The organism is Pseudomonas sp. AC255 (genome assembly GCF_979258175.1).
Genome location: NZ_OZ409841.1, coordinates 788,394 through 812,483 on the forward strand (window position 1 = coordinate 788,394; position 24,090 = coordinate 812,483).

Here is a 24,090-nt window from a genome sequence, read left to right on the forward strand (position 1 = left end):
TTTGAGATCGGTGCAGATCCCTTGTGGGAGCGAGCCTGCTCGCGAAAGCGTCGGATCAGCCACCATTTACGTTGACTGAAATGGCGCCTTCGCGAGCAGGCTCGCTCCCACAGGGGATCTAGGGTATTGCTGAAATCGGGGCCGATATTCAGCCCCTCATTCCATTAAGCGTAGCTTTCGATCGACGGGCAGGCGCACACCAGGTTGCGATCGCCGAAGACGTTGTCGACACGGCCGACCGGCGGCCAGTATTTGCCTTCGATCAGCGACGCGACCGGGTAAACGGCTTGCTCGCGGCTGTACGGGTGGGTCCATTCGCCGACCAGTTCCGCTGCGGTGTGCGGGGCGTTTTTCAGTGGGTTGTCTTCCTTGTCCAGGGTGCCGTTTTCCACTGCGCGGATTTCCTCGCGGATGCGGATCATGGCGTCGCAGAAGCGGTCCAGTTCTTCCTTGGATTCGCTTTCGGTCGGCTCGATCATCAATGTGCCGGCGACCGGGAACGACATGGTCGGCGCATGGAAGCCGAAGTCGATCAGGCGCTTGGCGACGTCATCGACGCTGATGCCGCTGCTGTCTTTGAGTGGACGCAGATCGAGGATGCACTCGTGCGCCACCAGGCCGTTGCTGCCGGTGTACAGCACTGGGTAATGCTCTTCGAGGCGACGGGAAATGTAGTTGGCATTGAGGATCGCCAGCTGCGAAGCGCGTTTGAGACCGGCGCCACCCATCATGCGGATGTACATCCAGGTGATCGGCAAAATACTTGCGCTGCCGAACGGTGCCGCGCAGACCGCGCCTTCCTTGCGTTCCATCTGGCCGTGGCCCGGCAGGAACGGGGTCAGGTGCGACTTGACGCCGATCGGGCCAACGCCCGGGCCGCCACCGCCGTGCGGGATGCAGAAGGTTTTGTGCAGGTTCAGGTGCGAAACGTCGCCGCCGAACTTGCCCGGTGCGCAGAGGCCGACCATGGCGTTCATGTTGGCGCCGTCGATATACACCTGGCCGCCGTTGTCGTGAATGATCGCGCAGATTTCGCGGATGCCTTCTTCGAACACGCCGTGGGTCGACGGGTAGGTGATCATCAGCGCGGCGAGGTGTTCGCGGTGCTCAATGGCTTTGGCACGCAGGTCTTCAATGTCGACGTTGCCACGGGCATCGCACGCGGTGACGACCACACGCATACCAGCCATTTGCGCGGTGGCCGGGTTGGTGCCATGGGCCGACGACGGGATCAGGCAAATGTCGCGGCGCTCGTCGCCACGGCTCTGGTGGTAGGCGCGGATCGCCAGGAGACCTGCGTATTCACCTTGCGAACCGGCGTTCGGTTGCAGCGAGATCGAGTCGTAACCGGTGGCGGCGCAGAGCATCGCTTCCAGCTCATCGGTCAGTTGCTGGTAACCGGCGCTTTGTGCGGCCGGGGCGAACGGGTGCAGCGCACCGAATTCGGCCCAGGTCACCGGGATCATTTCACTGGCGGCGTTGAGTTTCATGGTGCACGAGCCCAGTGGAATCATGGTGCGATCCAGTGCCAGGTCCTTGTCCGCCAGTTTGCGCAGGTAGCGCATCAGCTCGGTTTCCGAGTGATAACGGTTGAATACCGGGTGGCTGAGGATCGGCGACTGGCGCACCAGCGCAGCAGGAATGCTGCTCTGCACCGAGGTGGCCAGCGCAGCGAAGTCCGGCAGGGCCTTGCCGTCAGCGAACAGGCCCCACAGGGTTTCGATATCAGCCTGAGTGGTGGTTTCGTCGACCGACAGGCCCAGACGTTCGGCGTCGATCACGCGCAAATTGATCTGCTCAGCATGCGCCTTGTCGTGCAGCGCGGCGGTGTGCGCGCCGGTGGCGATGGTCAGGGTGTCGAAGAAACTGGCTTGTTCAACTTGAGCGCCGAGAGCAGTAAGGCCCTTGGCCAGAATCGCGGTCAGGTGGTGCACGCGGTTGGCGATCTGCGTCAGGCCTTTCGGGCCGTGGTAGACGGCGTACATGCTGGCGATGTTGGCCAGCAGCACTTGAGCGGTGCAGATGTTCGAGGTGGCCTTTTCGCGGCGGATGTGTTGCTCGCGGGTCTGCATCGCCAGACGCAGGGCCGGCTTGCCGAAGCGGTCAACCGAAACACCGACCAGACGGCCGGGCATGTCGCGCTTGAACGCATCTTTAGTGGAGAAATAAGCGGCGTGCGGGCCACCGAAGCCCAGCGGCACGCCGAAGCGTTGCGCCGAACCGATGGCAACGTCGGCACCGAATTCTCCCGGTGCGGTGAGCAGGGTCAGGGCGAGCAGGTCAGCGGCCACGGCCACCAGAGCGTTGGCGGCGTGGAAGCGCTCGGTCAGCTCGCGGTAGTCGAACACATCACCGTTGCTCGCCGGGTATTGCAGCAGCGCGCCGAAGAACGGCGTGACGTCAGTCAGTTCGCGCTCATCGCCCACGACCACGTCAATGCCGAGCGGCTCGGCACGGGTGCGCAGCACGTCGAGGGTCTGTGGATGGCTGTGGATCGAGGCGAAGAACTGGTGGCTGCCCTTGTTCTTGCTCAGGCGTTTGCAGAAGGTCATGGCTTCGGCAGCGGCGGTGGCTTCGTCGAGCAGGGAGGCGTTGGCGATCGGCAGGCCGGTGAGGTCGCTGATCATGGTCTGGAAGTTCAGCAGCGCTTCGAGACGGCCCTGGGAAATTTCTGGCTGGTACGGGGTGTAAGCGGTGTACCAGGCCGGGTTTTCCAGCAGGTTGCGCAGGATCGGCGAAGGCGTGTGGCAGTTGTAGTAGCCCTGGCCGATGTAGGTTTTGAACAGTTGGTTTTTGCCAGCGATGGATTTGATCATCGCCAGGGCGTCGGCCTCGCTGAGGCCGTCGTCCATGCCGAGCACGCTGGTGCCCTTGATGCTTTCCGGGATGACGCTGGCGCTCAGCGCTTCGAGGGAATCGAAGCCGAGGCTGTTGAGCATGGCTTGCTCGTCACCGGCGCGCGGGCCGATGTGACGGGCGATGAATTCGTTGGCGGTGCCGAGATTGATGGCGGTCATGGGGTAATTCCTCAGGCTTCGGCTTGGGCTTTGATCAGGCGGTCATAGGCGTCCTGATCGAGCAGTTCGCCGACAGCGGCGGCGTCGCTTGGCTGGAAGCGGAAGAACCAGCCTTCGCCCAGCGGATCTTCGTTGACCAGTTCCGGGGCGTTTTCCAGCGCCGGGTTGACTTCCAGCACGTCGCCATCGAGCGGCATGTACACGCCGCTGGCGGCTTTCACCGATTCCACGGTGGCGGCTTCAGCGCCTTTTTCGTAAGCCTGCAGCTCAGGCAGTTGCACGAACACCACGTCGCCCAAGGCGTTCTGCGCGAATGCGGTGATGCCGACAGTGACACTGCCGTCGGCTTCGGTGCGCAGCCATTCGTGATCTTCAGTAAAACGCAACTCGCTCATGGAAACTCCTCAGGGGCCAGACTCGTCTGGTGGACGCGGTGGAAAGCTTGGGGCGGGGAAGCCCTTTTATAGATGAGGAGGCAGGTAGCAAGAATGCGGCCAAGGTTGATTTACCCATATAAATCAATGGGTTGCTTGGTTTTGGCGTTTGTTGGGATGCTGGAGTTGTAGCGAAATCGCTACAGCTTGGGGCGGGGAGAAAAGCTGAACGGGATCAAAGCGTTGCGCAGCGCTGGTCACAGGCGACTGTAGCGATATCGTTCCGCTGTAGCGCTTTCGGTACAGGTGGAGGTCGTTTTCAGCGTGGCGATATCATTCCTGAATTGAAAACAAGGACCGTAGGAGCTGCCGAAGGCTGCGATCTTTTGACCTTGATCTCTAAAAAACAAAGTCAAAAGATCGCAGCCTTCGGCAGCTCCTACAGGAGATCGGTGGTGAATCCGGGTTTATTGGGAATGCCGTATTTGCGCAATCGATGGGCGATGGCGGTGTGCGAGGTTTGCAATCGGCTCGCCAGTTGCCGGGTCGAGGGATAGCTGACGTAAAGCTTTTCCAGCAGCGCTCGTTCGAACGATTCGACCGCTTGTTCGAGACTTTCCACCTCAGTGTCGGTCTGGCGCGCGACGGAGGTGCCGGCGATGTCGAGGTCGCCGATATCGACCAGGCTGCTCTCGCAAATCGCTGCCGCGCGGAAAATCACGTTCTGCAGTTGCCGCACGTTGCCTGGCCAGCGATTGCCGAGCAGCGCCGGATAAGTGCCGGGCGCCAGGCGGCAGACCGGGCGCTGGATCTGCGCACAGGCCTGCTGCATGAAGTAGCGCGCCAGCAGCAGGATGTCCTGACCGCGTTCACGCAGCGGCGGCACTTCGACGTTGAGCACATTGAGGCGATAGAACAAGTCTTCGCGGAACAAGCCTTCGCTGACCATTTTTTCCAGATCGCGGTGGGTCGCGCTGAGGATGCGCACATTGACCTTCACTTCACGATCACCGCCCACCCGACGAAAGCTGCCATCGTTGAGAAAGCGCAGCAGTTTGGCCTGCAAGTACGGCGACATCTCGCCGATCTCATCAAGGAACACCGTGCCCTGGTTGGCCAGTTCCATCAGCCCCGGCTTACCGCCACGCGCCGCACCGGTGAAGGCGCCGGGGGCGTAGCCGAACAGTTCGCTCTCGGCGAGGTTCTCCGGCAGCGCCGCGCAGTTGAGGGCGAGAAACGGAGCGCTGTGCCGTGCACTGATGGCATGGCAAGCGCGGGCGACGAGTTCTTTACCGGTACCGGTTTCGCCTTGAATCAACAACGGTGCATCAAGGGCGGCGACGCGTTGCGCGCGGGCCTTGAGTGTGCGGATCGCCGGAGACTCGCCGAGCAGCGCGTCGAAGCCTTCGGCGTGATCGTGGTGCAGTGCCGAGAGTTGTTCGCCGATGCGGTTCGGTTGATACAGGGTCAGCAGGGCGCCGGCGTCGGTGATCGGCGTGGCGTCGAGCAGTAGGGTCTGGCCGTTGACGGTGATCTCGCGCAGCGGCAGGCGAAAGCCGTTTTCCAGCAGGGTATCGAGCAGGCCGGGATCATTGAACAGCGCCGAGACGCTTTCACCGGCCGGTTCGCGACCGTACAGGGCAATCAACGCTGGGTTGGCCAACAGCACCTTGCCGGCGCTGTCGAGGGCTAGCACTGGGTCGGTCATCGCCGCGAGCAAAGCATCGAGCTGCAAGTGCCGGCGCTGGCCGGGGAGGATATCGACCACGGTCACCGCTTCCACGCCGAGCACGCGAAACAGCGCATCTTTCAGTTCTTCGAGCACTTGCGGGCTGAGGGTCGGCGCGTCGATGTAGACGTTCGGCGGGATCATCTCCACCGCATCCAGATTGAGATTGCGCCCACCGAGGATAGCCAGGACTTCCTGGGTGATGCCGACGCGGTCGATGAAGCTGACGTGGATACGCATGGGGGCGGTTCAGTGATCTGTAGTGCGGAGGGAGGCAAGTATGCCTTAAATCAAAAGCCCCCTCACCCCAGCCCTCTCCCGGAGGGAGAGGGAGCCGACCGAGGTGTCTGGGGTTATGCATCGACCTGAAAGTACCGGGCGATTATGGATTCAGTGATGCAGGATCAGGCCGACGCAATGCTGCAGCATCCCCCAATCGGTTCCCTCTCCCTCCGGGAGAGGGCTAGGGTGAGGGGCTTTTGATTTTTATTCGAAATGCTCGAGATTGACCGGATCCCCCGACTGCATATTCAACTTCTGCCGAATGTCTTCAAACATCAGATCGTAATGCCTGTGCACCGAGCCGATCTGGCTGTGGGTCTTGGGGATGCCGTACTTCTCGGCGATCCGCGTTACATCGCGGGCGAAGTTGTAGGCCTCTTCCTTGGGCAGGAAAAACGCCTCCTTCATGTCCTTGCCCTGCATGCTGCCGTGCAGGGTGAACTGAATCCCCTTGCCTTTCTGCGGGTCGGTGAACACTTCATAGTCCAGATGCACGTTGTAATTGACGTCATCGTCGGTCAACGCGTGCCGCTCGATGTGCAGATGACCGGGTTCGAACTGGGCCATTGAGCTACTCCTTTCAAGGCATGGAAGCGGAGCAGGCCTTGAGCCTGCCCCGGCGTTTATTGTTATCGGTAGCTGATCCCCGGCTTCGCCGTGCTGACCCGCGTACCGGCGGTGCCCTGGACGATGGCTTCGATATCGGCCAGCGAACCGATCACCGCGACCTTGCCAGTATGGCGCGCGAATTCGCAGGCTGCCTGCACCTTCGGTCCCATGGAGCCGGCGGCGAAACCAAGGCGTTCGAGTTCGTCCGGGTGGGCTTCGGCGATGGCTTTCTGCGTCGGCTTGCCGTAATCGATGAACGCCGCGTTGACGTCGGTGGCGATCACCAGCAGATCGGCTTCCAGTTGCTCGGCGAGCAACGACGAGCACAGGTCCTTGTCGATCACCGCCTCGATACCCTTGAGGTTACGGTTTTCGTCATACATGGTCGGAATGCCGCCGCCACCAGCGCAAATGACGATGCTGCCCTTGTCCAGCAGCCACTTGATCGGACGGATTTCGAAGATGCGCTTCGGTCGTGGACTGGCTACGACGCGGCGGAATTTGTCGCCATCCGGGGCAATCGCCCAGCCTTTTTCGGCGGCGAGTTTTTCCGCTTCGGCTTTCTCGTAGACCGGGCCGATCGGCTTGCTCGGCTTCTTGAAAGCCGGGTCGTTGGCGTCGACTTCAACCTGGGTCAGCAGGGTGGCGAACGGCACTTCGAAGTCGAGCAGATTGCCCAGTTCCTGTTCGATGATGTAGCCGATCATGCCTTCGGTTTCGGCACCGAGCACGTCCAGCGGGTATGGGGTGACAGAGGTGTAGGCCGCCGCTTGCAGCGACAGCAGGCCGACTTGCGGGCCATTGCCGTGGGCGATGACCAGTTGGTTGCCGGGATGGATCTTGGCGATTTGCTCGGTGGCGATGCGGATGTTGGCGCGCTGGTTGTCAGCGGTCATCGGCTCACCACGGCGGAGCAGGGCGTTACCGCCCAGGGCTACGACGATACGCATGGTGCAATCCTTCTAAGCAGAGGAATGACAAACGATTCGATCTCCCTGCTGGAACCGATATCCCTGTGGGAGCGAGCCTGCTCGCGAACGCGTCAGATCAGTCGACATCGCTGTTGAATGACCCACCGCTTTCGCGAGCAGGCTCGCTCCCACATTGGGTTTCCGGTTCCTTCAGTGGGAGCGCTGTGGCGTCAGAGATCAGCCAGGGTCGAGACCAGAATTGCCTTGATCGTGTGCATGCGGTTTTCCGCTTGCTCGAAGGCGATGCAGGCCGGCGACTCGAACACGTCATCGGTCACTTCGATGCCGTTTTTCAGGTGCGGATATTGTTCGGCGATCTGTTTGCCGACCTTGGTGTCGCTGTTGTGGAACGCCGGCAGGCAGTGCATGAACTTGGTGCGCGGGTTGCCGGTGGCCTTCATCAGCTCGGCGTTGACCTGATACGGCAGCAGTTGCTGAATGCGCTCGGCCCAGGCTTCCACCGGTTCACCCATCGATACCCAGACATCGGTGTGAATGAAGTCGACGCCTTTGACCGCTTCTTTCGGATCTTCGGTGAGGGTAATGCGTGCGCCGCTTTCCTCGCCGTATTTTTTGCAACGCGCTACCAGATCGTCCAGCGGCCACAGTGCTTTTGGCGCGCAGATGCGCACGTCCATGCCGAGCTTGGCGCCGATCAGCAGCAGCGAGTTGCCCATGTTGTTGCGCGCGTCGCCCAGGTAGGCGTAGCTGATTTCATGGATCGGCTTGTCGGCGTGCTCACGCATGGTCAGCACGTCGGCGATCATCTGGGTCGGGTGATATTCATCGGTCAGGCCGTTGAACACCGGCACGCCGGCGAATTTGGCCAGCTCTTCGACGATTTCCTGTTTGAAGCCACGGTACTCGATGGCGTCGTACATGCGCCCGAGCACGCGGGCGGTGTCCTTCATGCTTTCCTTGTGGCCGATCTGCGAGGAGTTCGGGTCGATGTAAGTGACGTTGGCGCCCTGGTCATAGGCCGCCACTTCGAAGGCGCAACGGGTGCGGGTCGAAGTTTTCTCGAAGATCAGGGCGATGTTATTGCCCTTCAGGTGTTGTTGCTCGGTGCCGGTGTATTTCGCGCGTTTCAGATCACGGGACAGGTCGAGCAGGTAACGCAGCTCACGTGGGGTGTGGTGTTCCAGGCTGAGCAGGTTACGGTTGTGAATGTTAAAAGCCATGATGGATCTCCTTGGGTTTCGGTTATCCCCTTGGCCGCGCTCGATAAGTCGCGGCGAAGGCTCAAAGATTAGTAATCGATCGGGTCGCGGATGATCGGGCAGGTCATGCAGTGGCCGCCGCCACGGCCTCGGCCGAGTTCGCCGGCGCTGATGGTGATGACCTCCACGCCAGCCTTGCGCAGCAGAGTGTTGGTGTAGGTGTTGCGGTCGTAGCCGATGACCACGCCGGGTTCCATTGCCACCACGTTGTTGCCGTCGTCCCATTGCTCGCGTTCGGCGGCGAAGCTGTTGCCGCCAGTTTCCACCACGCGCAGTTTCGGCAGGTTAAGCGCCGCAGCGACGGTGTCGAGGAAGCTGCCTTCTTCGCGGCGGATGTCGATGCCACCCTGTTTGCTTTCGTCAGGACGCAGGGTGAAGGCGACGATCTGGTTGACCACTTCCGGGAAGATCGTCACCAGGTCGCGGTCGCAGAAGCTGAACACGGTGTCCAGGTGCATTGCTGCGCGGGACTTCGGCAGGCCGGCGACGATGACTTTTTCCACCGCTTTGTTGTTGAACAGGTTCAGCGCCAGTTGGCCGATGGCCTGCCGCGATGAGCGCTCGCCCATGCCGATCAGCACCACGCCGTTGCCGATCGGCATGACGTCGCCGCCCTCAAGGGTGGAGTTGCCGTGGTCCTTGTCCGGGTCGCCGTACCAGATCTCGAATTCGGCGTTGGTGAATTGCGGATGGAATTTATAGATGGCGGTGGTCAGCAGGGTTTCCTGACGGCGCGCCGGCCAGTACATCGGGTTCAGCGTCACGCCACCGTAGATCCAGCAGGTAGTGTCACGGGTGAACTGGGTATTGGGCAGCGGCGGCAGGATGAAGCTGGAGTGGCCGAGGAAGTCGCGGAACATCTGGATGGTCTTGCCACCGAAGCTGTCCGGCAGATCATCGGCCGACACGCCGCCAATCAGGAATTCGGCGATGTGGCGTGGCTCGAGGCTTTTCAGCCAGGATTTCACTTCGCTGATCAGGCCCAGGCCCACCGAGTCGGCAGTGACTTTGCGCTCAAGAATCCAGTCCAGCGCTTCGGGGATGGCGACGATGTCGGTCAGCAGGTTGTGCATTTCCACCACGTCGATGCCGCGCTCGCGCATCTTGGTGACGAAGTCGAAGTGATCGCGCTTGGCCTGCGCCACCCACAACACGTCATCGAACAGCAGTTCATCGCAGTTGTTCGGGGTCAGCCGCTGATGGGCCAGACCTGGGGAGCAAACCATGACTTTACGCAGTTTCCCGGCTTCGGAGTGGACGCCGTACTTCACTTTTTCCGTGGTCATTTCTGTGTTCCTCCAGATGACAATTCAATCAGGGGTTACAGCGTCAGGAAGCCATCGTAGAGACCGTAGGCCGCCACCACGGCGCCCACGACCACTGCGGCGAAAATCAGCTTCTCGACGTTGGTGAAAACCGGTTGTTTGAGTTCCAGCTTGGCCTTGGCGAACAGGATCGCGCCGGGCGCGTAGAGCAGGGCCGACAGCAGCAGGTACTTGACCCCGCCGGCATACAACAACCACACCGCGTAGATCAGGGCGATACCGCCGATGATCAGATCCTTGCGCCGCTCGGCGGCGAAGCCTTCGTAGCTCTCGCCGCGCACCGCCAGCAGCAGGGCATAGGCCGCTGACCACAGGTACGGCACCAGAATCATCGAGGTGGCGAGGTAGATCAGCGACAGGTAAGTGCTGGCCGAGAACAGGGTGATGATCAGGAACACCTGCACCATCGCGTTGGTCAGCCACAGGGCGTTGACCGGCACATGGTTGGCGTTTTCCTTGCGCAGAAACTCCGGCATGGTGTGGTCTTTGGCGGCGGCGAACATGATCTCCGCACACAGCAGCACCCACGACAGCAGGGCGCCGAGCAACGAGATGATCAGGCCGACGCTGATCAGCACCGCCCCCCAGTGACCGACCACATGCTCAAGCACGGCGGCCATCGACGGGTTCTGCAGTTTCGCCAGTTCCGGCTGGGTCATGATGCCCAGCGACAGCACGTTCACCAGCACCAGAAACAGCAGCACGGTGATGAAGCCGATCACGGTGGCCTTGCCGACATCCGAGCGTTTCTCGGCGCGGGCGGAGAAGATGCTCGCGCCTTCGATGCCGATGAACACCCAGACGGTGACCAGCATCATGTTGCGCACCTGGTTCATCACACTGCCCAGGTCAGGGTTTTTCACGCCCCAGATGTCGGCGGTGAAGATGTCCAGTCTGAACGCGAAGACTGCGATCAACACGAACAGCAGCAGCGGCACGACCTTGGCGACGGTGGTCACCAGGTTGATGAACGCCGCTTCCTTGATCCCGCGCAACACCAGAAAATGCACGCCCCACAGCAGCAAGGACGCGCCGATCACCGCCGCCGGGGTATTGCCTTCGCCGAAGATCGGAAAGAAATAGCCGAGGGTGCTGAACAGCAGAACGAAGTAACCGACGTTGCCCAGCCAGGCGCTGATCCAGTAGCCCCAGGCCGATGAGAAACCCATGTAGTCGCCGAATCCGGCCTTGGCGTAGGCGTAGACCCCGCCGTCCAGGTCAGGCTTGCGATTGGCGAGGGTTTGAAAAACAAATGCGAGGGTGAGCATGCCGACGGCGGTGATGGCCCAGCCGATCAGCACTGCACCGACGTCGGCGCTGGCGGCCATGTTTTGTGGCAACGAAAATATCCCGCCGCCAATCATTGAACCGACTACCAGTGCAACCAGTGCACCGAGTCTTAGTTTTCCGGGCGCTTCAGACATTTGCATGACTCCATTGCAGGAAAGGAGAGCTCACAGCCTAGTACCGTTGTCTGTTCGAATAGCTGACTTGGATCAGTGCATGGCCACATTCCATTGTTAATGAATGACTTATCTACCCGTTGCGGGCATAACACTGTGCTCTGGAAGGCCCGTCCCAGAGCCGTTTCGCTTACGCAATTGGGAATAGCAATTAATGCTTTCGAACTATGACGCTAGTTGCTTTTCCGCGTTTGGCAAATGTCCGTCATCTGTTTTCAGTACAGAATTGAATAATCAAGATTGGCGCACAAAACTGACTTAACGTGCTAAGCGTTATCGTGGTCGGCTATATATAACGGTGCGAAATTGGCCATTACCTGATAAACGTCATCTACCCTTAGGCTTTTAGTCGGCAGTTGTTACAAATAAACAACAACGGCTCTTTCAAGGAGATCTGCATGTCGCAACCGACGCAAAAGCTGCGCCTTGGTGCGTTGATCGCGCTGGTGGTGGGGTCGATGATCGGCGGGGGATTTTCTCGTTGCCGCAAAACATGGCGGCGCGCGCCGATGCCGGGGCGATCCTGATCGGCTGGGGCATCACCGCAATCGGCATGCTGACGCTGGCCTTCGTCTTTCAGACCCTGGCCAATCGCAAGCCGGAGCTGGACTCGGGCGTCTACGCCTACGCCAAGGCCGGGTTCGGCGATTACATGGGCTTTTCGTCGGCGTGGGGTTACTGGATCAGCGCCTGGCTGGGCAACGTCGGCTATTTTGTATTGCTGTTCAGCACCCTCGGTTATTTCTTTCCGGTATTCGGCCAGGGCAACACGCCGATCGCCATCGGCTGCGCCTCGCTGCTGTTGTGGGCGGTGCACTTTCTGGTGATGCGCGGGATCAAGGAGGCGGCGCTGATCAACCAACTGACCACCGTGGCCAAGGTCGTGCCGCTGATCATGTTCATCGTCATCGCTGCCGTGGCATTCAAGGCTGACATTTTCACCCGTGACATCTGGGGCCGCAGCAACCCGAACTTCGGCGGGGTGATGGACCAGGTGCGCAACATGATGCTGGTCACCGTGTTCGTGTTCATCGGCATCGAAGGCGCCAGCGTCTATTCGGCTCGCGCAGAAAAACGCAGCGACGTCGGCCGCGCCACGGTCATCGGTTTTATCGGCGTGCTGGCGCTGCTGGTGCTGGTCAACGTGCTGTCGCTGGGGATCATGAGCCAGCCGGAACTGGCCAATCTGCAGAACCCTTCGCTGGCAGCGGTGCTCGAGCACATCGTCGGGCCGTGGGGTGCGTTGCTGATCAGCGTCGGGCTGGCGATTTCGCTGTTGGGCGCGTTGTTGTCATGGGCCTTGCTGTGCGCGGAAATCCTCTTCGCCACGGCCAAAGACAAAACCATGCCGGCGTTCCTGAAGAAGGAAAACAAGAACCACGTGCCGGTCAACGCGCTGTGGCTGACCAATGTGATGATCCAGATTTTCCTGCTGATCACACTGTTCTCGGCGGGTACTTACACCAGTCTGATTTACCTGGCGTCGTCGATGATTCTGGTGCCGTATTTGTGGTCGGCGGCCTATGCGGTGCTGCTCAGCGGGCGCGGCGAAACCTACGAACACGCCTCGGCGGAACGTACCAAGGATCTGCTGATCGGCGGCATCGCCCTGGTTTACGCGGTATGGCTGTTGTATGCCGGGGGAGTGAAATATCTGCTGCTGTCGGCGCTGCTGTATGCGCCGGGGGTGATTCTGTTTGCCAAGGCCAAGCGTGAACAGGGGCAGCCGGTTTTTACCACGGTGGAGAAAGGGATTTTTGCCTGCGTGGTGATCGGGGCGGGGCTGGCGGCGTATGGGTTGTATAGCGGAGTGTTGTCGTTGTGATCTGAAAAGCAGCCCCTCACCCTAGCCCTCTCCCAGAGGGAGAGGGGACCGACCGAGGTGTCTGGCGCTATACATCGACCTGAGCGATCGAGTCGATTATGGATTCGACGAAAATCTTTCACGTCGGCGTAACTCTCCAATACCCCCAATCAGTCCCCTCTCCCTCTGGGAGAGGGGACCGACCGAGGTGTCTGGCGCTATACGTCGACCTGAGCGATCGAGTTGATTATGGATTCGACGAAAATCTTTCACGTCGGCGTAACTCTCCAATATCCCCCAATCAGTCCCCTCTCCCTCTGGGAGAGGGGACCGACCGAGGTGTCTGGCGCTATACATCGACCTGAGCGATCGAGTCGATTATGGATTCGACGAAAATCTTTCACGTCGGCGTAACTGTCCAATATCCCCCAATCAGTCCCCTCTCCCTCTGGGAGAGGGGACCGACCGAGGTGTCTGGCGCTATACATCGACCTGAGCGATCGAGTCGATTATGGATTCGACGAAAATCTTGCACGTCGGCGTAACTCTCCAATATCCCCCAATCAGTCCCCTCTCCCTCTGGGAGAGGGCTAGGGTGAGGGGCTTCTCATGGCCAACACGGAGGATGCGAGCCCAACTCCGTCGCCGGCCAATTCCACCGCATCGCCGTCCCGCTGATCTGCAGCGGCACGCGCAACCTCCGCGCCGGCCCCCACGCGGTGTGTTCAATCGCCGGATCCTGATCCAGTGCGTCTTCAGCCCGCAGCGGGTCAAGCATCCCCGGCCCATGCTCAAGCAACAGCTTCGCCGTCCGTGCCAGCGACAACCGCGCCGAACCCCCGCGACCGCTGGCCAGTCGTTCAGTCAGCAGCCTTATTGCACTCGCCGCCAGCAGATACCCGGTCGCATGATCCAGTGCCTGCACCGGCAGTGGCGTCGGTTTATCGCTGTGCTTCCAGCGCTGTCCGGCCTCGGCGATGCCGCTGCTCATCTGCACCAGGCTGTCGAAGCCCCGGCGGTTCTGCCAGGGGCCGCTCCAGCCGTAGGCATTGAGGCAGACGTCGATCAGCCCCGGTGCCAGTTGCCTTCGGCGTTCAATACCAAACCCCAGATGTTCCAGCGCATCGGCGCGATAGCCGTGGAGCAAGATGTCGGCGTCTTGCAATAAACCTTCGAACACTGCGCGATCCGCTGGCACTTGCAGATCCAGCCGCGCACAGCGCTTGCCGACAGTCATTTCCGGAACGACGCCGGGTTCGTTCCAGCTCGGTGGATCGATGCGCAGCACGTTTGCGCCGAGCCCGGCGAGAAAGCGGCTGGCGCTGGGACCGGCGAGCACGCGGGTCAGGTCGAGCACCTTGATCCCGGCCAGAGGTCGTGCGAGCGAGCCTTGCCATGGGCTGCGGTTCTCGTCCGTCTGCTCGATGAATTGCACCAGCGCTTCGGCATTCACCGCCAGCCCCTGCGGATGCTGCTGCCACTGCGCCCAACTGCGCATCTCGGCGGCGCAGCCCTTGGCGTCGACCACCGCCTGCTCAAGATCCGCGCTCGCCCACTGTGCGACTTTCGCCGCCATTGCGGCGCGGTCGGCGCAGGCACCGAGCACGCGTTCAGCGGCGGCGCGGTGATGCGGAGCGTTGGTGTGCAGACGGATCCAGCCGTCCCGGGTCGCATAGTCGCCGGCGATCGCGTCCCATAACGGCGGCACCTGCCAGCCGATCGGGCGAAGCGAGGTGGAGAACCAGAAGGAGGCAAGGCGCCGGTCGACTGCAACTGCTGACAAGTGCCCGATTTGCGGGTGGAGCAATTCGCTGAGCGCTTGGCCGGCAGCGGCGATGCTGGCGCAGGCCAGCTCGGTCACGGCGAACGCCGAGGGCAACGCGCCGTCACCGTTGAAGGGGATGGGCGTGCGAGGCAGGTCGAGTGCGGTTTGGATGGACGTGAGCAGATCAGTCATCGAAGGCCCTCCGGAACGAGAGGGCGATGATAGTGCAAAAAGTGTCGCGGTTTAGATGAAACCGCAGGGTGAACACTTACCCCTGTGGGAGCTGGCTTGCCAGCGATAGCGGTGTGTCAGCCACAGAATGGTCAACTGACCTGCCGCCATCGCTGGCAAGCCAGCTCCCACAGGGATTTTTGTTGTTCCCGCTCTGGCGGCTAGACGCGGAACTGATCCATCAATTTCATCTGCTGGCTCGCCAGGCTGTTGAGCTGGCTGCTGATCGCTGCCGACTCGGTGGCCTGCTCGGTCAGGGTTTCGGTCACGGTGCGAATCGCCGAGACGTTGCGGTTGACCTCTTCGGCCACGGCGCTCTGTTCTTCGGCGGCACTGGCGATCTGCAGGTTCATGTCGCTGATCACCGTCACCGCGTCGCTGATCTTGCCTAGCGCATCAACGGCCTGACGAATCTGCCCGGCGTTGTTGTGCGCTTGGGTCTGGCTCGAATGCATGGTCGCGACCACGCCACGGGTGCCGGTCTGGATGCGCTCGATGACGATGCGGATTTCTTCCACCGAATCCTGCGTGCGTTTGGCGAGGTTGCGCACCTCGTCGGCGACCACGGCAAAACCGCGACCGCTTTCGCCGGCGCGGGCGGCTTCGATGGCGGCGTTGAGGGCCAGCAGGTTGGTTTGTTCGGCGATGCTGCGGATTACTTCCAGCACCGAGCCGATCTGCTCGCTGTTGACCGCCAGCGCTTCGACTTCGGTCACCGCTTTGCTGACTTCATCGGCGAGTTGATTGATGTCGCGGGTGCTGCGCTCGATGATCGCCATACCGTCCTTCGCCGACTGATCGGCACCCTTGGCGGCGTTGGCCGCGTTCGAGGCACTGTTGGCGACGTCGTGGGCGGTGGCGCTCATTTCGTTGGACGCGGTGGCGACCTGATCGATTTCGCGGAACTGCACCAGCATGCCTTCGCTGGTCTGGCGGGCAATTTCCGACGACTGATCGGCCGTGCCGCGCGCTTCGGTGATGCTCTGTTTGATCTGCGCGATGGTCGGTTGCAGCTTGTCGAGGAAGCGGTTGAACCAGTTCACCAGTTCGCCCAGTTCATCTTTCTTGCTGTAGTTCAGGCGCTGGGTCAGATCGCCTTCGCCGCTGGCGATGTTCTTCAGCATCTCAGCAACGCTGTTGATCGGACGGGTGACGCCGGAGGCGGTGAGCCAGATCAGCAGGAGGCCGACCAGACCGGCCACGCCCGCTACCAGCAGCGCAGTGATCACGCCGGTTTGTTGCGCGTCATCCAGCACCGCTTGAAGTTTCACCGAGTCGGCCAGCAGCACGTGCTCGGGCAGGTCGATGACCACGCCCCAGGCACGCGAATTGCCGATCGGGTCGACCGGGTAAACCGCGCGAATCAGCTCGCCCTGTTGGAGAATTTTTGCCGTGCCGCTGCCGACCAGTTGCAATACATCCTTGCCGTCAGCGCCGAGGGTGTCGCTGATTTTTTTGCCGACCCGCGTCGCGTCAGCACTGTCGGCCGCCAGCACGCCGCTGCCGGAGACGATCAGCATGTGCCCGGCGTTGTTGAACAGGCTGCGCTGCGAGTCGACGGCGGCGGCTTGCAGGGCGTCGAGCGCAATGTCGACACCAACCACGCCGATCGCTTTGCCATCCACCAGCAGCGGCACGGAAATGGTCGTCATGAGCATTTCCTTGCCACCGACCGTGTCGGCATACGGGTCAAGCAGGCAGGTGCGTTTGTTGTCGCGAGGGCAGGTGTACCAACTGTTGTACGGCGTGCCGCTGACGCTGAGGGTGGTCTTGGTCAAGTCGTCCTCGACCATGATCGTATTCAGCGCGGCGCCGGCGGCACGGCTCCAGTACGAGGCGAAGCGCCCGGCTTCGTTGGACTGCCGCGCGGCATCGTTGGCGAATTCGCTGTCCTTGCCGTCGAGGCCGTTGGGTTCGAAGGCCAACCAGATGCCGAGGACTTTATCGTTGCGCTCGAAAGCGGTTTTCAGACTCTGGTTCAACTCTTCCCGAACGGCGCCGGCTTCGAGTGAACGCTTGGCCGCCATCGTCCGCAGATCCTTGATCTGATCGGCGAGGGCGGTGACCACCAGCAGGCTTTCACCAAAGGTTTTCTGCACCCGCACCGCTTGCTCGGCGGCCTTGGCCTGCAGCAGGTTCTGCACGCTGGCGGTGAGCAACTGGTTGCTGGATTGACTGACCAGCGCGTCGTTCTGGTTGGTCTGGTAGATGTTCATGCTGACAATCAGCACCACCACTCCGAGCAGGCACAGGCCGGAGAGCAGGACGATTTTCAGGCGAATGGAAAGAGAGTCGAACATGGGGCGATCTCGCGAATGGAATAAACAGGTGGCTGGGCCTGAAGCCCGGTTTGCCAAATCCATTCAGCGCCATTCAATCCTCATCGGCGTCGCGCGAAACGGCATGAGGCGCTCGCCGACGGACGGTCGCCGCTAAACGTTTGCGCAGGGGAAAGTGCTGAAAAGGCTTTAATTACAGGGATGTTTCACTACTTCGATGGGCGTCTCCGGGCGCGACCAGATCCACAGGTTGCCCAGGCCCATGCCGGCAATCGCCAGATAGATTGGCCAGCCGTGATCGAGCATCACCAGCATCAAAGTGGCGCACAGCAGCATGCTGACGGTGGCACTGAGCTTGGCCTTGCGCGCGATGATCCTGCCGTTGCGCCAGTTACTGAGGATCGGCCCGAACAGGCGATGATTTTCCAGCCACGCACTCAGGCGCGGCGAACTGCGGGTCGCGGCCCACGCGGCTAAAAGGATGAACTCGGTGGTCGGCAGACCGGGCACGACGATGGCGACAAGGCCAATGCCGAGGCTGACATAGGCCAGCAGGCCGAACAGCAGACGGGCGAGTTTTGATGGGGCGGGTGCGGGCATGGGCTCAGCGGCGGCTTCTGAAGCGGAACGGAGATCTTACAGATTTGTGGTGAGCTCTGTGGGAGCGAGCCTGCTCGCGAAAGCGGTTGATCAGGCACATTGATGTTGAATGTGCTGCCGTCTTCGCGAGCAGGCTCGCTCCCACAAGTGATAAGAGTTGCTTCAGGCCACTTCGGCTTCTATGGCATAAGCCCGTTCCAACAGCACGGTGAAGCGGTTGAATGCATCCAGCGCACCTTGCTCAACTTCCGCCTCTTCCTCTGCCGTGAACGGCAACGCATCGAGGGTGCGTACGAAGCTTTTCCAGCCCTCGGCGCGGCCACCTTGCGGTTCAGCCAAATGCCGGGCACCGAAGCTTTCGCTCAGTTCCAGTGCCACCGCACGCTTGATCAAAAACGCCGCGCCGAGCTTGGAACCCTCCGACACGAAGATCCAGCCCAGCGCCCGTGCCTTGCTCGGGTTTTTCAGCGCGCCAGCCACCGGGGCCGGAACCTCGGTGTCGAGGTCGGCAAGATCAGCCTTGGCCGCTTCGGCGCGGCAACGGGCCGGCAGGTCGGGGACGATTGCAGTCAGTTCGGCATCGTTGTAGAGCTCCACCAGTTCCGCCTGGAACAGGTATTGCGCAACGACGAAACGGGCGAAGCTGGCGCGGGTTTCGAACGGCGCGTGGGCTTTGACCAGGGCATCGAGTTTGCTGTGCGGCTCATGGGTGATCTGGTTCAGGCGTTGCGAACGCAGGGCTTTTTCCGGGGTAGTCATGGGGTGTCCTTGATAAATGAGGCGCTTGATAACAAGACGTACGGGCGGGCGCCGGACAGTAAAAACCTCACTGCGCGGCGAGAACACGCGCAGTGAGGGCCGGGCGGATCAGATGTCCCAGATCAGGTTGATCGCGAAGTTGCGCCCCGGTTGGGTCAGGCGATCAAGGTTGGCCGGTTGCGTCACCGAGGCTTCGCCAACGCTGTCGTAACCGCGCACGTCATCCCATAGCCAGTATTTCTTGTCGGTCAGGTTGTAGACGCCGCCGCTGACGGTGACGTCGTCGGTCACCTTGTAATAGCCGGCCAGATCGAGAATGCCGAAGCCCGGGCTCTTGAACTGACTGCTGACGCCGTCCGGCGACTTGAAGTTGCTGTCGTCGACGCGGTCCTTTTTCTTCACCACGGTCCAGCTCAGCAAACCGCCATAGTTGTCCTGGTCGTAACCGAGACCGAACACGCCGGTGAGCGGATTGACGCTGTTGATCGGCTCGCCGCTGTCGTTGTTGCGACCGTAGGCGTAGGCGATCGAGCCTTGGGTATACAGGCCTTGCGGCGCGCCGAGCGCGTCCAGATTCAAGCGACCTTTGACTTCCGCACCCTTGATGGTGGCGCGCTTGATGTTATTGCTCTGGAAGGTCAACTGATCGTCGCCCGGCTTGACCGCGTCCTCATTGATGAAGTCGCGGTACTTGTTATAGAACACCGCGACGTCGAACGAACCCTGCTCGAAATTCCCGCGCAGGCCGGTTTCGAAGCCTTTGCTCTTTTCCGGCTCGAGGTCGGAGTTGGGCGCTACGGTGTAGCCGGTGGTGTTGTTCTCGAAACGCCCGTACAGCGATTTTGCCGTGGGCGTGCGGAAGCCTTCGGCGTACTGGCCGTACCAGGTGTAGTTGTCCGTCAGTGCATAGGTCAGGCCGAATTTCGGCGACACCTTGTGCCAGGTCTTGTTCTTGTCGCTGACCGTGCCCTGGCCGTCGGCGTTCACGGTGTTGAGGAACTCTTCAGTGATGTGCGGCTTGAGCTGGGTGTAGTCGTAGCGCAGGCCCGGCAGGAAGGTCCAGTCGTTCCAGCTGATCTGATCCTGAGCAAACAGGCTGTAGGTGTTGATGGTCGGATCGGGGAAATCAGTGGCCTTGGCCAGCACATCTGCCGGACTCGTCGCGCCAATCGCCGTGCAGCCGCGACCGACGGCCACACACGTGCCGTCGCCGCTGCGCGAGCCGGTGACTTTCTGCTGTTTGATCGTGGTGCCGTAGGTCAGCAGGTGATCGGTGTCACCGATGGCGAAAGCCTTGTCCAGTTGCGCGTCGAACACCCACTGTTTTTCTTCGTAGAGCGTGTCGCGGGTACGCTGCACTTTACGGGTGATCGGGTAGTACAACTCTTCGGTGCTCTGGTCGGTCTTGGCGATCTGGTGATTGAGGCTCCACGTGGCGTTATCGGCCAGCAGGCTGTCGAGGGCGAACGCGTGTTCGATGCCGAAACGCTCGCGGGTGATGGTGTCGTTACCGGTGCGCCACTGGTACATGCCGCCGGGCAGTACGCTGCTCGGAATGGTCGGCGCGCCATTAAAGTACGGGCCGCCGTAGGCACTTTTCTGGTCGGTGTCGCGATCGTCCTTGTACTTTTCGTAGGTCAGGCCCAGACGCGAATCGTCGTTGTAATTCCAGCCGAGCTTGGCCAGAACGTTGGTTGCGCGCACGTCTTCCGGGTTGGCGGCGGTGCGCGCAAGGCCGGTGCCATTGTTGCCGCCGAACGATTCGCTTTCGTGACCGTCGCGCTGGCTGTAATGCAGCAAGCCGTCGAACTCACCACTGCGGCCAGCGACGGTGGCGGATTTCAGCCAGCTGTCGTCGGCGGAGCTGTAACCGCTTTTCAGACGCGCGCCGACGTCCTTGCCCGGTTTGATGATGTCGTCGGCGTCCAGCGTGTAGTAGCTGACCGCGCCGCCGATGGCGTTGCTGCCGTACAGCACCGAGGCCGGGCCACGGAGGATTTCCACGCGTTTGACGATTTCCGGGTCGACGTAGTTGCGCTGGCTTTTGGCGTAGGGGCCGTTGAAGAAGCCGTTGGGGATTTCCACGCCATCGACTTGAGTCAGGATGCGGTCGCCGTCGATACCGCGAATGTTGTAGCCGCTGATGCCGCCGCGCTGGCCGGCACCGCCAACGGAAACGCCCGGTTCGTAGCGCACCAGATCCTTGATGGTGTTGACGTTGTTGCGGTCAAGCGCTTGGCGATCATGCACGCTGACCGTCGAAGGCACGCTGTTGACCGACTGTTCCTGGCGAGTGGCGCTGATGGTCACCTGATCGAGATTGAGCGTGCCGCTGCTGTTGCGTTTTTCCAGCACGACATTGTTGTTGCTCAGCTTGCGAAAGCTCAGGTTGGTCCCCACCAACAGGCGCTCGAGGGCTTTCTCCGGCGGCAGCGAACCGCGCACGCCCGGCGACGAAACGTTCTGCCCCAACTCTGCCGGCAAGCCGACCTGCCAACCGGTCACGGCGGTGAAGGCATTCAGTGCCGAAACCAGTGGTTGCTGGCCGATGGCGAACGCGTAATCGCCCATGTTGCGCGTCGGTTGCTCGGTGGCCGCCAGCAGCGGTGCGGTGCCAGCCATCAGGATGGCCGCAGTCAGCAGCGACAGTACGCGGGAAGGGGAAGCAGTCTGGCGGGTAAGGCGTGAGGACATCGATAGCGCTCCGTGTCGCACGAATCTTTATAGGTGCTGATCGGCATGGTTAGATGCGAATCAATTGCATTGGCTATAACGAGACGTACTGTCGCTGGCTATCGAGTAAAAATAATTCTCATTCAGTTAAGGATCACCAGCGCCGGGAATTCCTGCAGGCGCGCCGAGGTGATGTGGGCGAGGGAGCGGACCACGTCGAGCGGCTGGTCGAGACGGTAATTGCCGGTGACGGCGACGTCGGCCAGTTGCTCGTTGTTGTTGATGATCCAGCCCGGGTAGTAGCGGCGCAGCTCGGCCAGCACCTGATTCAGCGGGCAGTTCTCGAACACCAGGCGGCCTTCAACCCAGGCCAGATCGGCATTGGCGTCGAGCTTGGCCGGGCGATCAAAACCGTTGGGGCCGATGCGAATGCTCTCCCCGGCGCGCAGGCGCACCCTGGCATCGTTGTGGGTGGCGCGCAGATCGACATCGCCACGCTGCACATTCACTTGCGCGACCCCGTCGAGGTAGCGCACGGCGAATGCGGTGTCGTGCACGCTTGCCTGCACTGGGCCTGCGTCGATCTCCAGCGGCTGATTGCGCCCGCTGGCAATCTCGAAAAACGCCTCGCCCTGAAACAGTCGGGCCACGCGCTGTTGATCGTTGATGGTGCTGGAAAACGCCGAATTGGTATTGAGCAGGACCTTCGAACCGTCCTCCAGTTGCAGCCGCTGACGCTCGCCAACCACGGTGAGGTGATCCGCTTGAATGCGCATCGGCAAATTACTGAAACTGAACAGCCCAAGGATCAGCACCGCAGCGGTGGCCAGCGGTTTCCAGTGCGGGCGCAAGCGTTTGAGGAAGGTGATTTTTACCGGCTTTGTCGCCAGAGCCTCGGCGCACAGTGCGACTTGCGGGCCGTCCCAGATGGCCTGGGCCTTGGCGAACGCCTCGGCATTCAACGGATCAGCCGCCAGCCAGGCATGAAATTGCCGGGTCTGTTCCTCATCCGGGCTGCCGAGCACGATGAGCCAGTCCAGCGCCTGGTCCATTGCAGCTGCAGCGTCCCGCGCCGAATCGGGCGAAGGCGAGCGGTGGGTGTCCGTCACGGTGGTTCCTCAGGGCTTCTGGCGAAGCAGTTTCCAGCTTCAAGCTGCAAGCTGCAAGCCGGATGCGTTACCGCTTTTGTTTTTACTTGTAGCTTGCAGCTCAAAGCTTGCCGCTGCCGTTATGTCGTTCGGCAACACCGATGCAGATCGACATGATCAGTTTCAGTTCTTTCTGCACGGTGCTCAGCGAAACATCAAGTTCATCAGCGATTTCCTGATAGCTGTGCCCGTGCAGGCGGCTGAGGATGAAGATCTGCTGCTGGCGCGGGCTGAGTTGGCTGAGGCTCACGTTCAAACGCTCCAGCAATTGCTCGGCATGGGCGGCGTCTTCGGCGCTGCTGGCCGGCGCGGCGATGCTCTGTACGACATCTTGCGGCACGTCGTCGACCATGGTCCGCGCATGAATCTTGCGCGCACGCAAATGATCCAGCGCCAGATTGCGCGCGGTCTGGAAGACAAAGGGTTCAAGGTGATCGATGGCCCGTTCGCTCAACGCCCGGGTCACGCGCAGGTAGGTCTCCTGCAACAGGTCTTCAGCGGTGCTGTGATTGTTGACCATCCGTTCCAGCGTGCGCAGCAGGGAAGTGCGCTGGGCGAGGAAGACGTGGTTGAAGCGCGATTGACTCACGGGAGGACCTGATCCATTTCGAGCGAATGATAATGCTTATCATCCAGCTAAATGGTCAAGCGCTGATTTCAAATTGAAATCGGATCTCCTGTGGGAGCGAGCCTGCTCGCGAAGGCGTTGTGTCAGTCAGCTCCATATTGACTGACATATAGCTTTCGCGAGCAGGCTCGCTCCCACAGGGATTGGGGACCGGCCGGGATTATTCGGCGTTACACAACGCCAGGCAGTTATCCAGCATGCGGTTGGAGAAGCCCCATTCGTTGTCGTACCAGGCCAGCACTTTCAGCAACTTGCCGCCGACCTTGGTGTGGTTGGCGTCGAAGATCGACGACAGCGGGTTGTGGTTGAAGTCGCTGGAAACCAGCGGCAAGGTGTTGTAACCGAGAATTTTCGAATGCTGGCTCGCCGCTTTCAGCAGGGCGTTGACTTCGTCGGCACTGGCTTCTTTCTTCAGTTGCACGGTGAGGTCGACCAGCGACACATTGATCACCGGTACGCGCACAGCCATGCCGGTCAATTTGCCCGCCAGTTCCGGCAGCACCAGGCCTACCGCTTCGGCTGCGCCGGTCTTGCTCGGGATCATGTTCTGCGTGGCGGAACGGGCGCGGTACGGGTCGCTGTGATAGACGTCGGTGAGGTTCTGGTCGTTGGTGTAGGCGTGGATGGTGGTCATCAGGCCGCTTTCGATCCCCAGCTCGCGATGCAGCACCTGCGCCACTGGCGCCAGGCAGTTGGTGGTGCACGAAGCGTTGGAAATGATCTGGTGCGACTGACGCAGAATGTCGTGGTTGACGCCATAAACCACAGTGGCGTCGGCGCCTTTGGCCGGGGCCGAGATGATCACCTTGCGGGCGCCGGCGCTGATATGTGCGGCGGCTTTGGCACGGTCGGTGAACAGACCGGTGCATTCGAACACTACGTCGATTTTTTCTGCGGCCCAGGGCAGGTCGGCCGGGTTGCGAATGGCGCTGACCGCGATGCGGTCGCCATTGACCGTCAGGCTTTCGTTATCGTGCGCCACTTCGGCGTCGAAAGTGCCGTGGACGGTGTCGTATTTGAGCAGATGGGCATTGATCGAACTGTCACCCAGATCGTTGATCGCGACGATCTGCAGGTCTTGACGATAGCCTTGGGTATACAGTGCGCGCAGGACATTACGGCCGATGCGGCCAAAACCATTGATTGCGATTCGAAGAGTCATGGAACAGCGCCGCCGTTGTTTTGTTGTTGGAATTACAAGATTATTCGCATA

Annotated in this window: 16 protein-coding genes and 2 pseudogenes; 1 reads left to right on the top strand and 17 read right to left on the bottom strand. The window is 61.0% G+C overall.

Annotated features, from left to right (window positions below):
• Positions 1–164: 164 nt before the first annotated feature.
• From gcvP to arcD (ACZZ0K_RS03750), 8 genes are all read right to left on the bottom strand, one after another.
• The gene (gene gcvP, locus ACZZ0K_RS03715) at positions 165–3,017 is read right to left on the bottom strand and encodes an aminomethyl-transferring glycine dehydrogenase (protein ID WP_463558979.1); all 2,853 of its coding nucleotides are present in this window, start codon (positions 3,015–3,017) and stop codon (positions 165–167) included.
• An 11-nt stretch (positions 3,018–3,028) separates the two neighbouring features.
• The gene (gene gcvH / locus ACZZ0K_RS03720; protein WP_150741947.1) at positions 3,029–3,412 is read right to left on the bottom strand and encodes a glycine cleavage system protein GcvH; all 384 of its coding nucleotides are present in this window, start codon (positions 3,410–3,412) and stop codon (positions 3,029–3,031) included.
• 418 nt (positions 3,413–3,830) lie between these two features.
• The gene (locus ACZZ0K_RS03725) at positions 3,831–5,360 is read right to left on the bottom strand and encodes a sigma-54-dependent transcriptional regulator (protein WP_463558980.1); all 1,530 of its coding nucleotides are present in this window, start codon (positions 5,358–5,360) and stop codon (positions 3,831–3,833) included.
• Positions 5,361–5,606: 246 nt separating this feature from the next.
• On the bottom strand, positions 5,607–5,969 hold the full coding sequence (locus tag ACZZ0K_RS03730; RefSeq protein WP_258707106.1) for a DUF5064 family protein: 363 nt from the start codon (positions 5,967–5,969) through the stop codon (positions 5,607–5,609).
• A 62-nt stretch (positions 5,970–6,031) separates the two neighbouring features.
• On the bottom strand, positions 6,032–6,961 hold the full coding sequence (gene arcC, locus ACZZ0K_RS03735; RefSeq protein ID WP_056787936.1) for a carbamate kinase: 930 nt from the start codon (positions 6,959–6,961) through the stop codon (positions 6,032–6,034).
• Between the two features lie 191 nt (positions 6,962–7,152).
• Positions 7,153–8,163 (bottom strand): ornithine carbamoyltransferase, encoded by a 1,011-nt coding sequence (locus ACZZ0K_RS03740; RefSeq protein ID WP_041479782.1) that lies wholly within the window; start codon positions 8,161–8,163, stop codon positions 7,153–7,155.
• A gap of 68 nt (positions 8,164–8,231) precedes the next feature.
• A complete protein-coding gene (gene arcA, locus ACZZ0K_RS03745) occupies positions 8,232–9,488 on the bottom strand; it encodes an arginine deiminase (protein WP_016773516.1) in 1,257 nt (418 codons plus the stop codon).
• A 35-nt stretch (positions 9,489–9,523) separates the two neighbouring features.
• Positions 9,524–10,951, bottom strand: a complete 1,428-nt coding sequence (arcD, locus tag ACZZ0K_RS03750; protein ID WP_016773517.1) for an arginine-ornithine antiporter — start codon at positions 10,949–10,951, stop codon at positions 9,524–9,526.
• A 437-nt stretch (positions 10,952–11,388) separates the two neighbouring features.
• Here arcD (ACZZ0K_RS03750) and arcD (ACZZ0K_RS03755) point away from each other — a divergent pair.
• A pseudogene (gene arcD / locus ACZZ0K_RS03755) lies at positions 11,389–12,815 on the top strand (arginine-ornithine antiporter).
• Between the two features lie 586 nt (positions 12,816–13,401).
• On the opposite strand, the gene ACZZ0K_RS03760 reads toward arcD (ACZZ0K_RS03755), so the two are convergent.
• From ACZZ0K_RS03760 to gap, 9 genes and pseudogenes are all read right to left on the bottom strand, one after another.
• The gene (locus ACZZ0K_RS03760; RefSeq protein WP_236168325.1) at positions 13,402–14,751 is read right to left on the bottom strand and encodes a CoA transferase; all 1,350 of its coding nucleotides are present in this window, start codon (positions 14,749–14,751) and stop codon (positions 13,402–13,404) included.
• Positions 14,752–14,951: 200 nt separating this feature from the next.
• Positions 14,952–15,707, bottom strand: a complete 756-nt coding sequence (locus ACZZ0K_RS03765; protein ID WP_435406109.1) for a methyl-accepting chemotaxis protein — start codon at positions 15,705–15,707, stop codon at positions 14,952–14,954.
• Between the two features lie 102 nt (positions 15,708–15,809).
• Positions 15,810–17,153, bottom strand: a pseudogene (locus tag ACZZ0K_RS03770) (methyl-accepting chemotaxis protein); the annotation flags it as partial.
• A 105-nt stretch (positions 17,154–17,258) separates the two neighbouring features.
• Positions 17,259–17,669, bottom strand: coding sequence for a YbaN family protein (locus ACZZ0K_RS03775; RefSeq protein WP_236168327.1), 411 nt, complete (start codon positions 17,667–17,669; stop codon positions 17,259–17,261).
• 162 nt (positions 17,670–17,831) lie between these two features.
• Positions 17,832–18,428 carry a biliverdin-producing heme oxygenase gene (locus ACZZ0K_RS03780; RefSeq protein ID WP_252884732.1) on the bottom strand — a complete coding sequence of 199 codons (597 nt, stop codon included), beginning with the start codon at positions 18,426–18,428 and terminating at the stop codon, positions 17,832–17,834.
• A gap of 108 nt (positions 18,429–18,536) precedes the next feature.
• Entirely contained in the window at positions 18,537–21,122 is a 2,586-nt protein-coding gene (locus ACZZ0K_RS03785; protein WP_463558981.1) for a TonB-dependent receptor, read from the bottom strand.
• Between the two features lie 122 nt (positions 21,123–21,244).
• Positions 21,245–22,210 (bottom strand): FecR family protein, encoded by a 966-nt coding sequence (locus ACZZ0K_RS03790; RefSeq protein ID WP_252884730.1) that lies wholly within the window; start codon positions 22,208–22,210, stop codon positions 21,245–21,247.
• A 100-nt stretch (positions 22,211–22,310) separates the two neighbouring features.
• A complete protein-coding gene (locus ACZZ0K_RS03795) occupies positions 22,311–22,838 on the bottom strand; it encodes an RNA polymerase sigma factor (protein WP_076563927.1) in 528 nt (175 codons plus the stop codon).
• A gap of 199 nt (positions 22,839–23,037) precedes the next feature.
• Complete coding sequence (gap, locus tag ACZZ0K_RS03800) at positions 23,038–24,039, bottom strand: type I glyceraldehyde-3-phosphate dehydrogenase (protein WP_252884729.1); 1,002 nt, start codon at positions 24,037–24,039, stop codon at positions 23,038–23,040.
• Positions 24,040–24,090: the final 51 nt, after the last annotated feature.

What these genes read in the sequence shown, in the direction of transcription:
- gcvP (WP_463558979.1), bottom strand. Translation starts at nt 3,017, where the DNA reads ATGACCGCCATCAATCTCGGCACCGCCAACGAATTCATCGCCCGTCAC.
- gcvH (WP_150741947.1), bottom strand. Translation starts at nt 3,412, where the DNA reads ATGAGCGAGTTGCGTTTTACTGAAGATCACGAATGGCTGCGCACCGAA.
- ACZZ0K_RS03725 (WP_463558980.1), bottom strand. Translation starts at nt 5,360, where the DNA reads ATGCGTATCCACGTCAGCTTCATCGACCGCGTCGGCATCACCCAGGAA.
- ACZZ0K_RS03730 (WP_258707106.1), bottom strand. Translation starts at nt 5,969, where the DNA reads ATGGCCCAGTTCGAACCCGGTCATCTGCACATCGAGCGGCACGCGTTG.
- arcC (WP_056787936.1), bottom strand. Translation starts at nt 6,961, where the DNA reads ATGCGTATCGTCGTAGCCCTGGGCGGTAACGCCCTGCTCCGCCGTGGT.
- ACZZ0K_RS03740 (WP_041479782.1), bottom strand. Translation starts at nt 8,163, where the DNA reads ATGGCTTTTAACATTCACAACCGTAACCTGCTCAGCCTGGAACACCAC.
- arcA (WP_016773516.1), bottom strand. Translation starts at nt 9,488, where the DNA reads ATGACCACGGAAAAAGTGAAGTACGGCGTCCACTCCGAAGCCGGGAAA.
- arcD (WP_016773517.1), bottom strand. Translation starts at nt 10,951, where the DNA reads ATGTCTGAAGCGCCCGGAAAACTAAGACTCGGTGCACTGGTTGCACTG.
- ACZZ0K_RS03760 (WP_236168325.1), bottom strand. Translation starts at nt 14,751, where the DNA reads ATGACTGATCTGCTCACGTCCATCCAAACCGCACTCGACCTGCCTCGC.
- ACZZ0K_RS03765 (WP_435406109.1), bottom strand. Translation starts at nt 15,707, where the DNA reads ATGCTGGTGCAGTTCCGCGAAATCGATCAGGTCGCCACCGCGTCCAAC.
- ACZZ0K_RS03775 (WP_236168327.1), bottom strand. Translation starts at nt 17,669, where the DNA reads ATGCCCGCACCCGCCCCATCAAAACTCGCCCGTCTGCTGTTCGGCCTG.
- ACZZ0K_RS03780 (WP_252884732.1), bottom strand. Translation starts at nt 18,428, where the DNA reads ATGACTACCCCGGAAAAAGCCCTGCGTTCGCAACGCCTGAACCAGATC.
- ACZZ0K_RS03785 (WP_463558981.1), bottom strand. Translation starts at nt 21,122, where the DNA reads ATGTCCTCACGCCTTACCCGCCAGACTGCTTCCCCTTCCCGCGTACTG.
- gap (WP_252884729.1), bottom strand. Translation starts at nt 24,039, where the DNA reads ATGACTCTTCGAATCGCAATCAATGGTTTTGGCCGCATCGGCCGTAAT.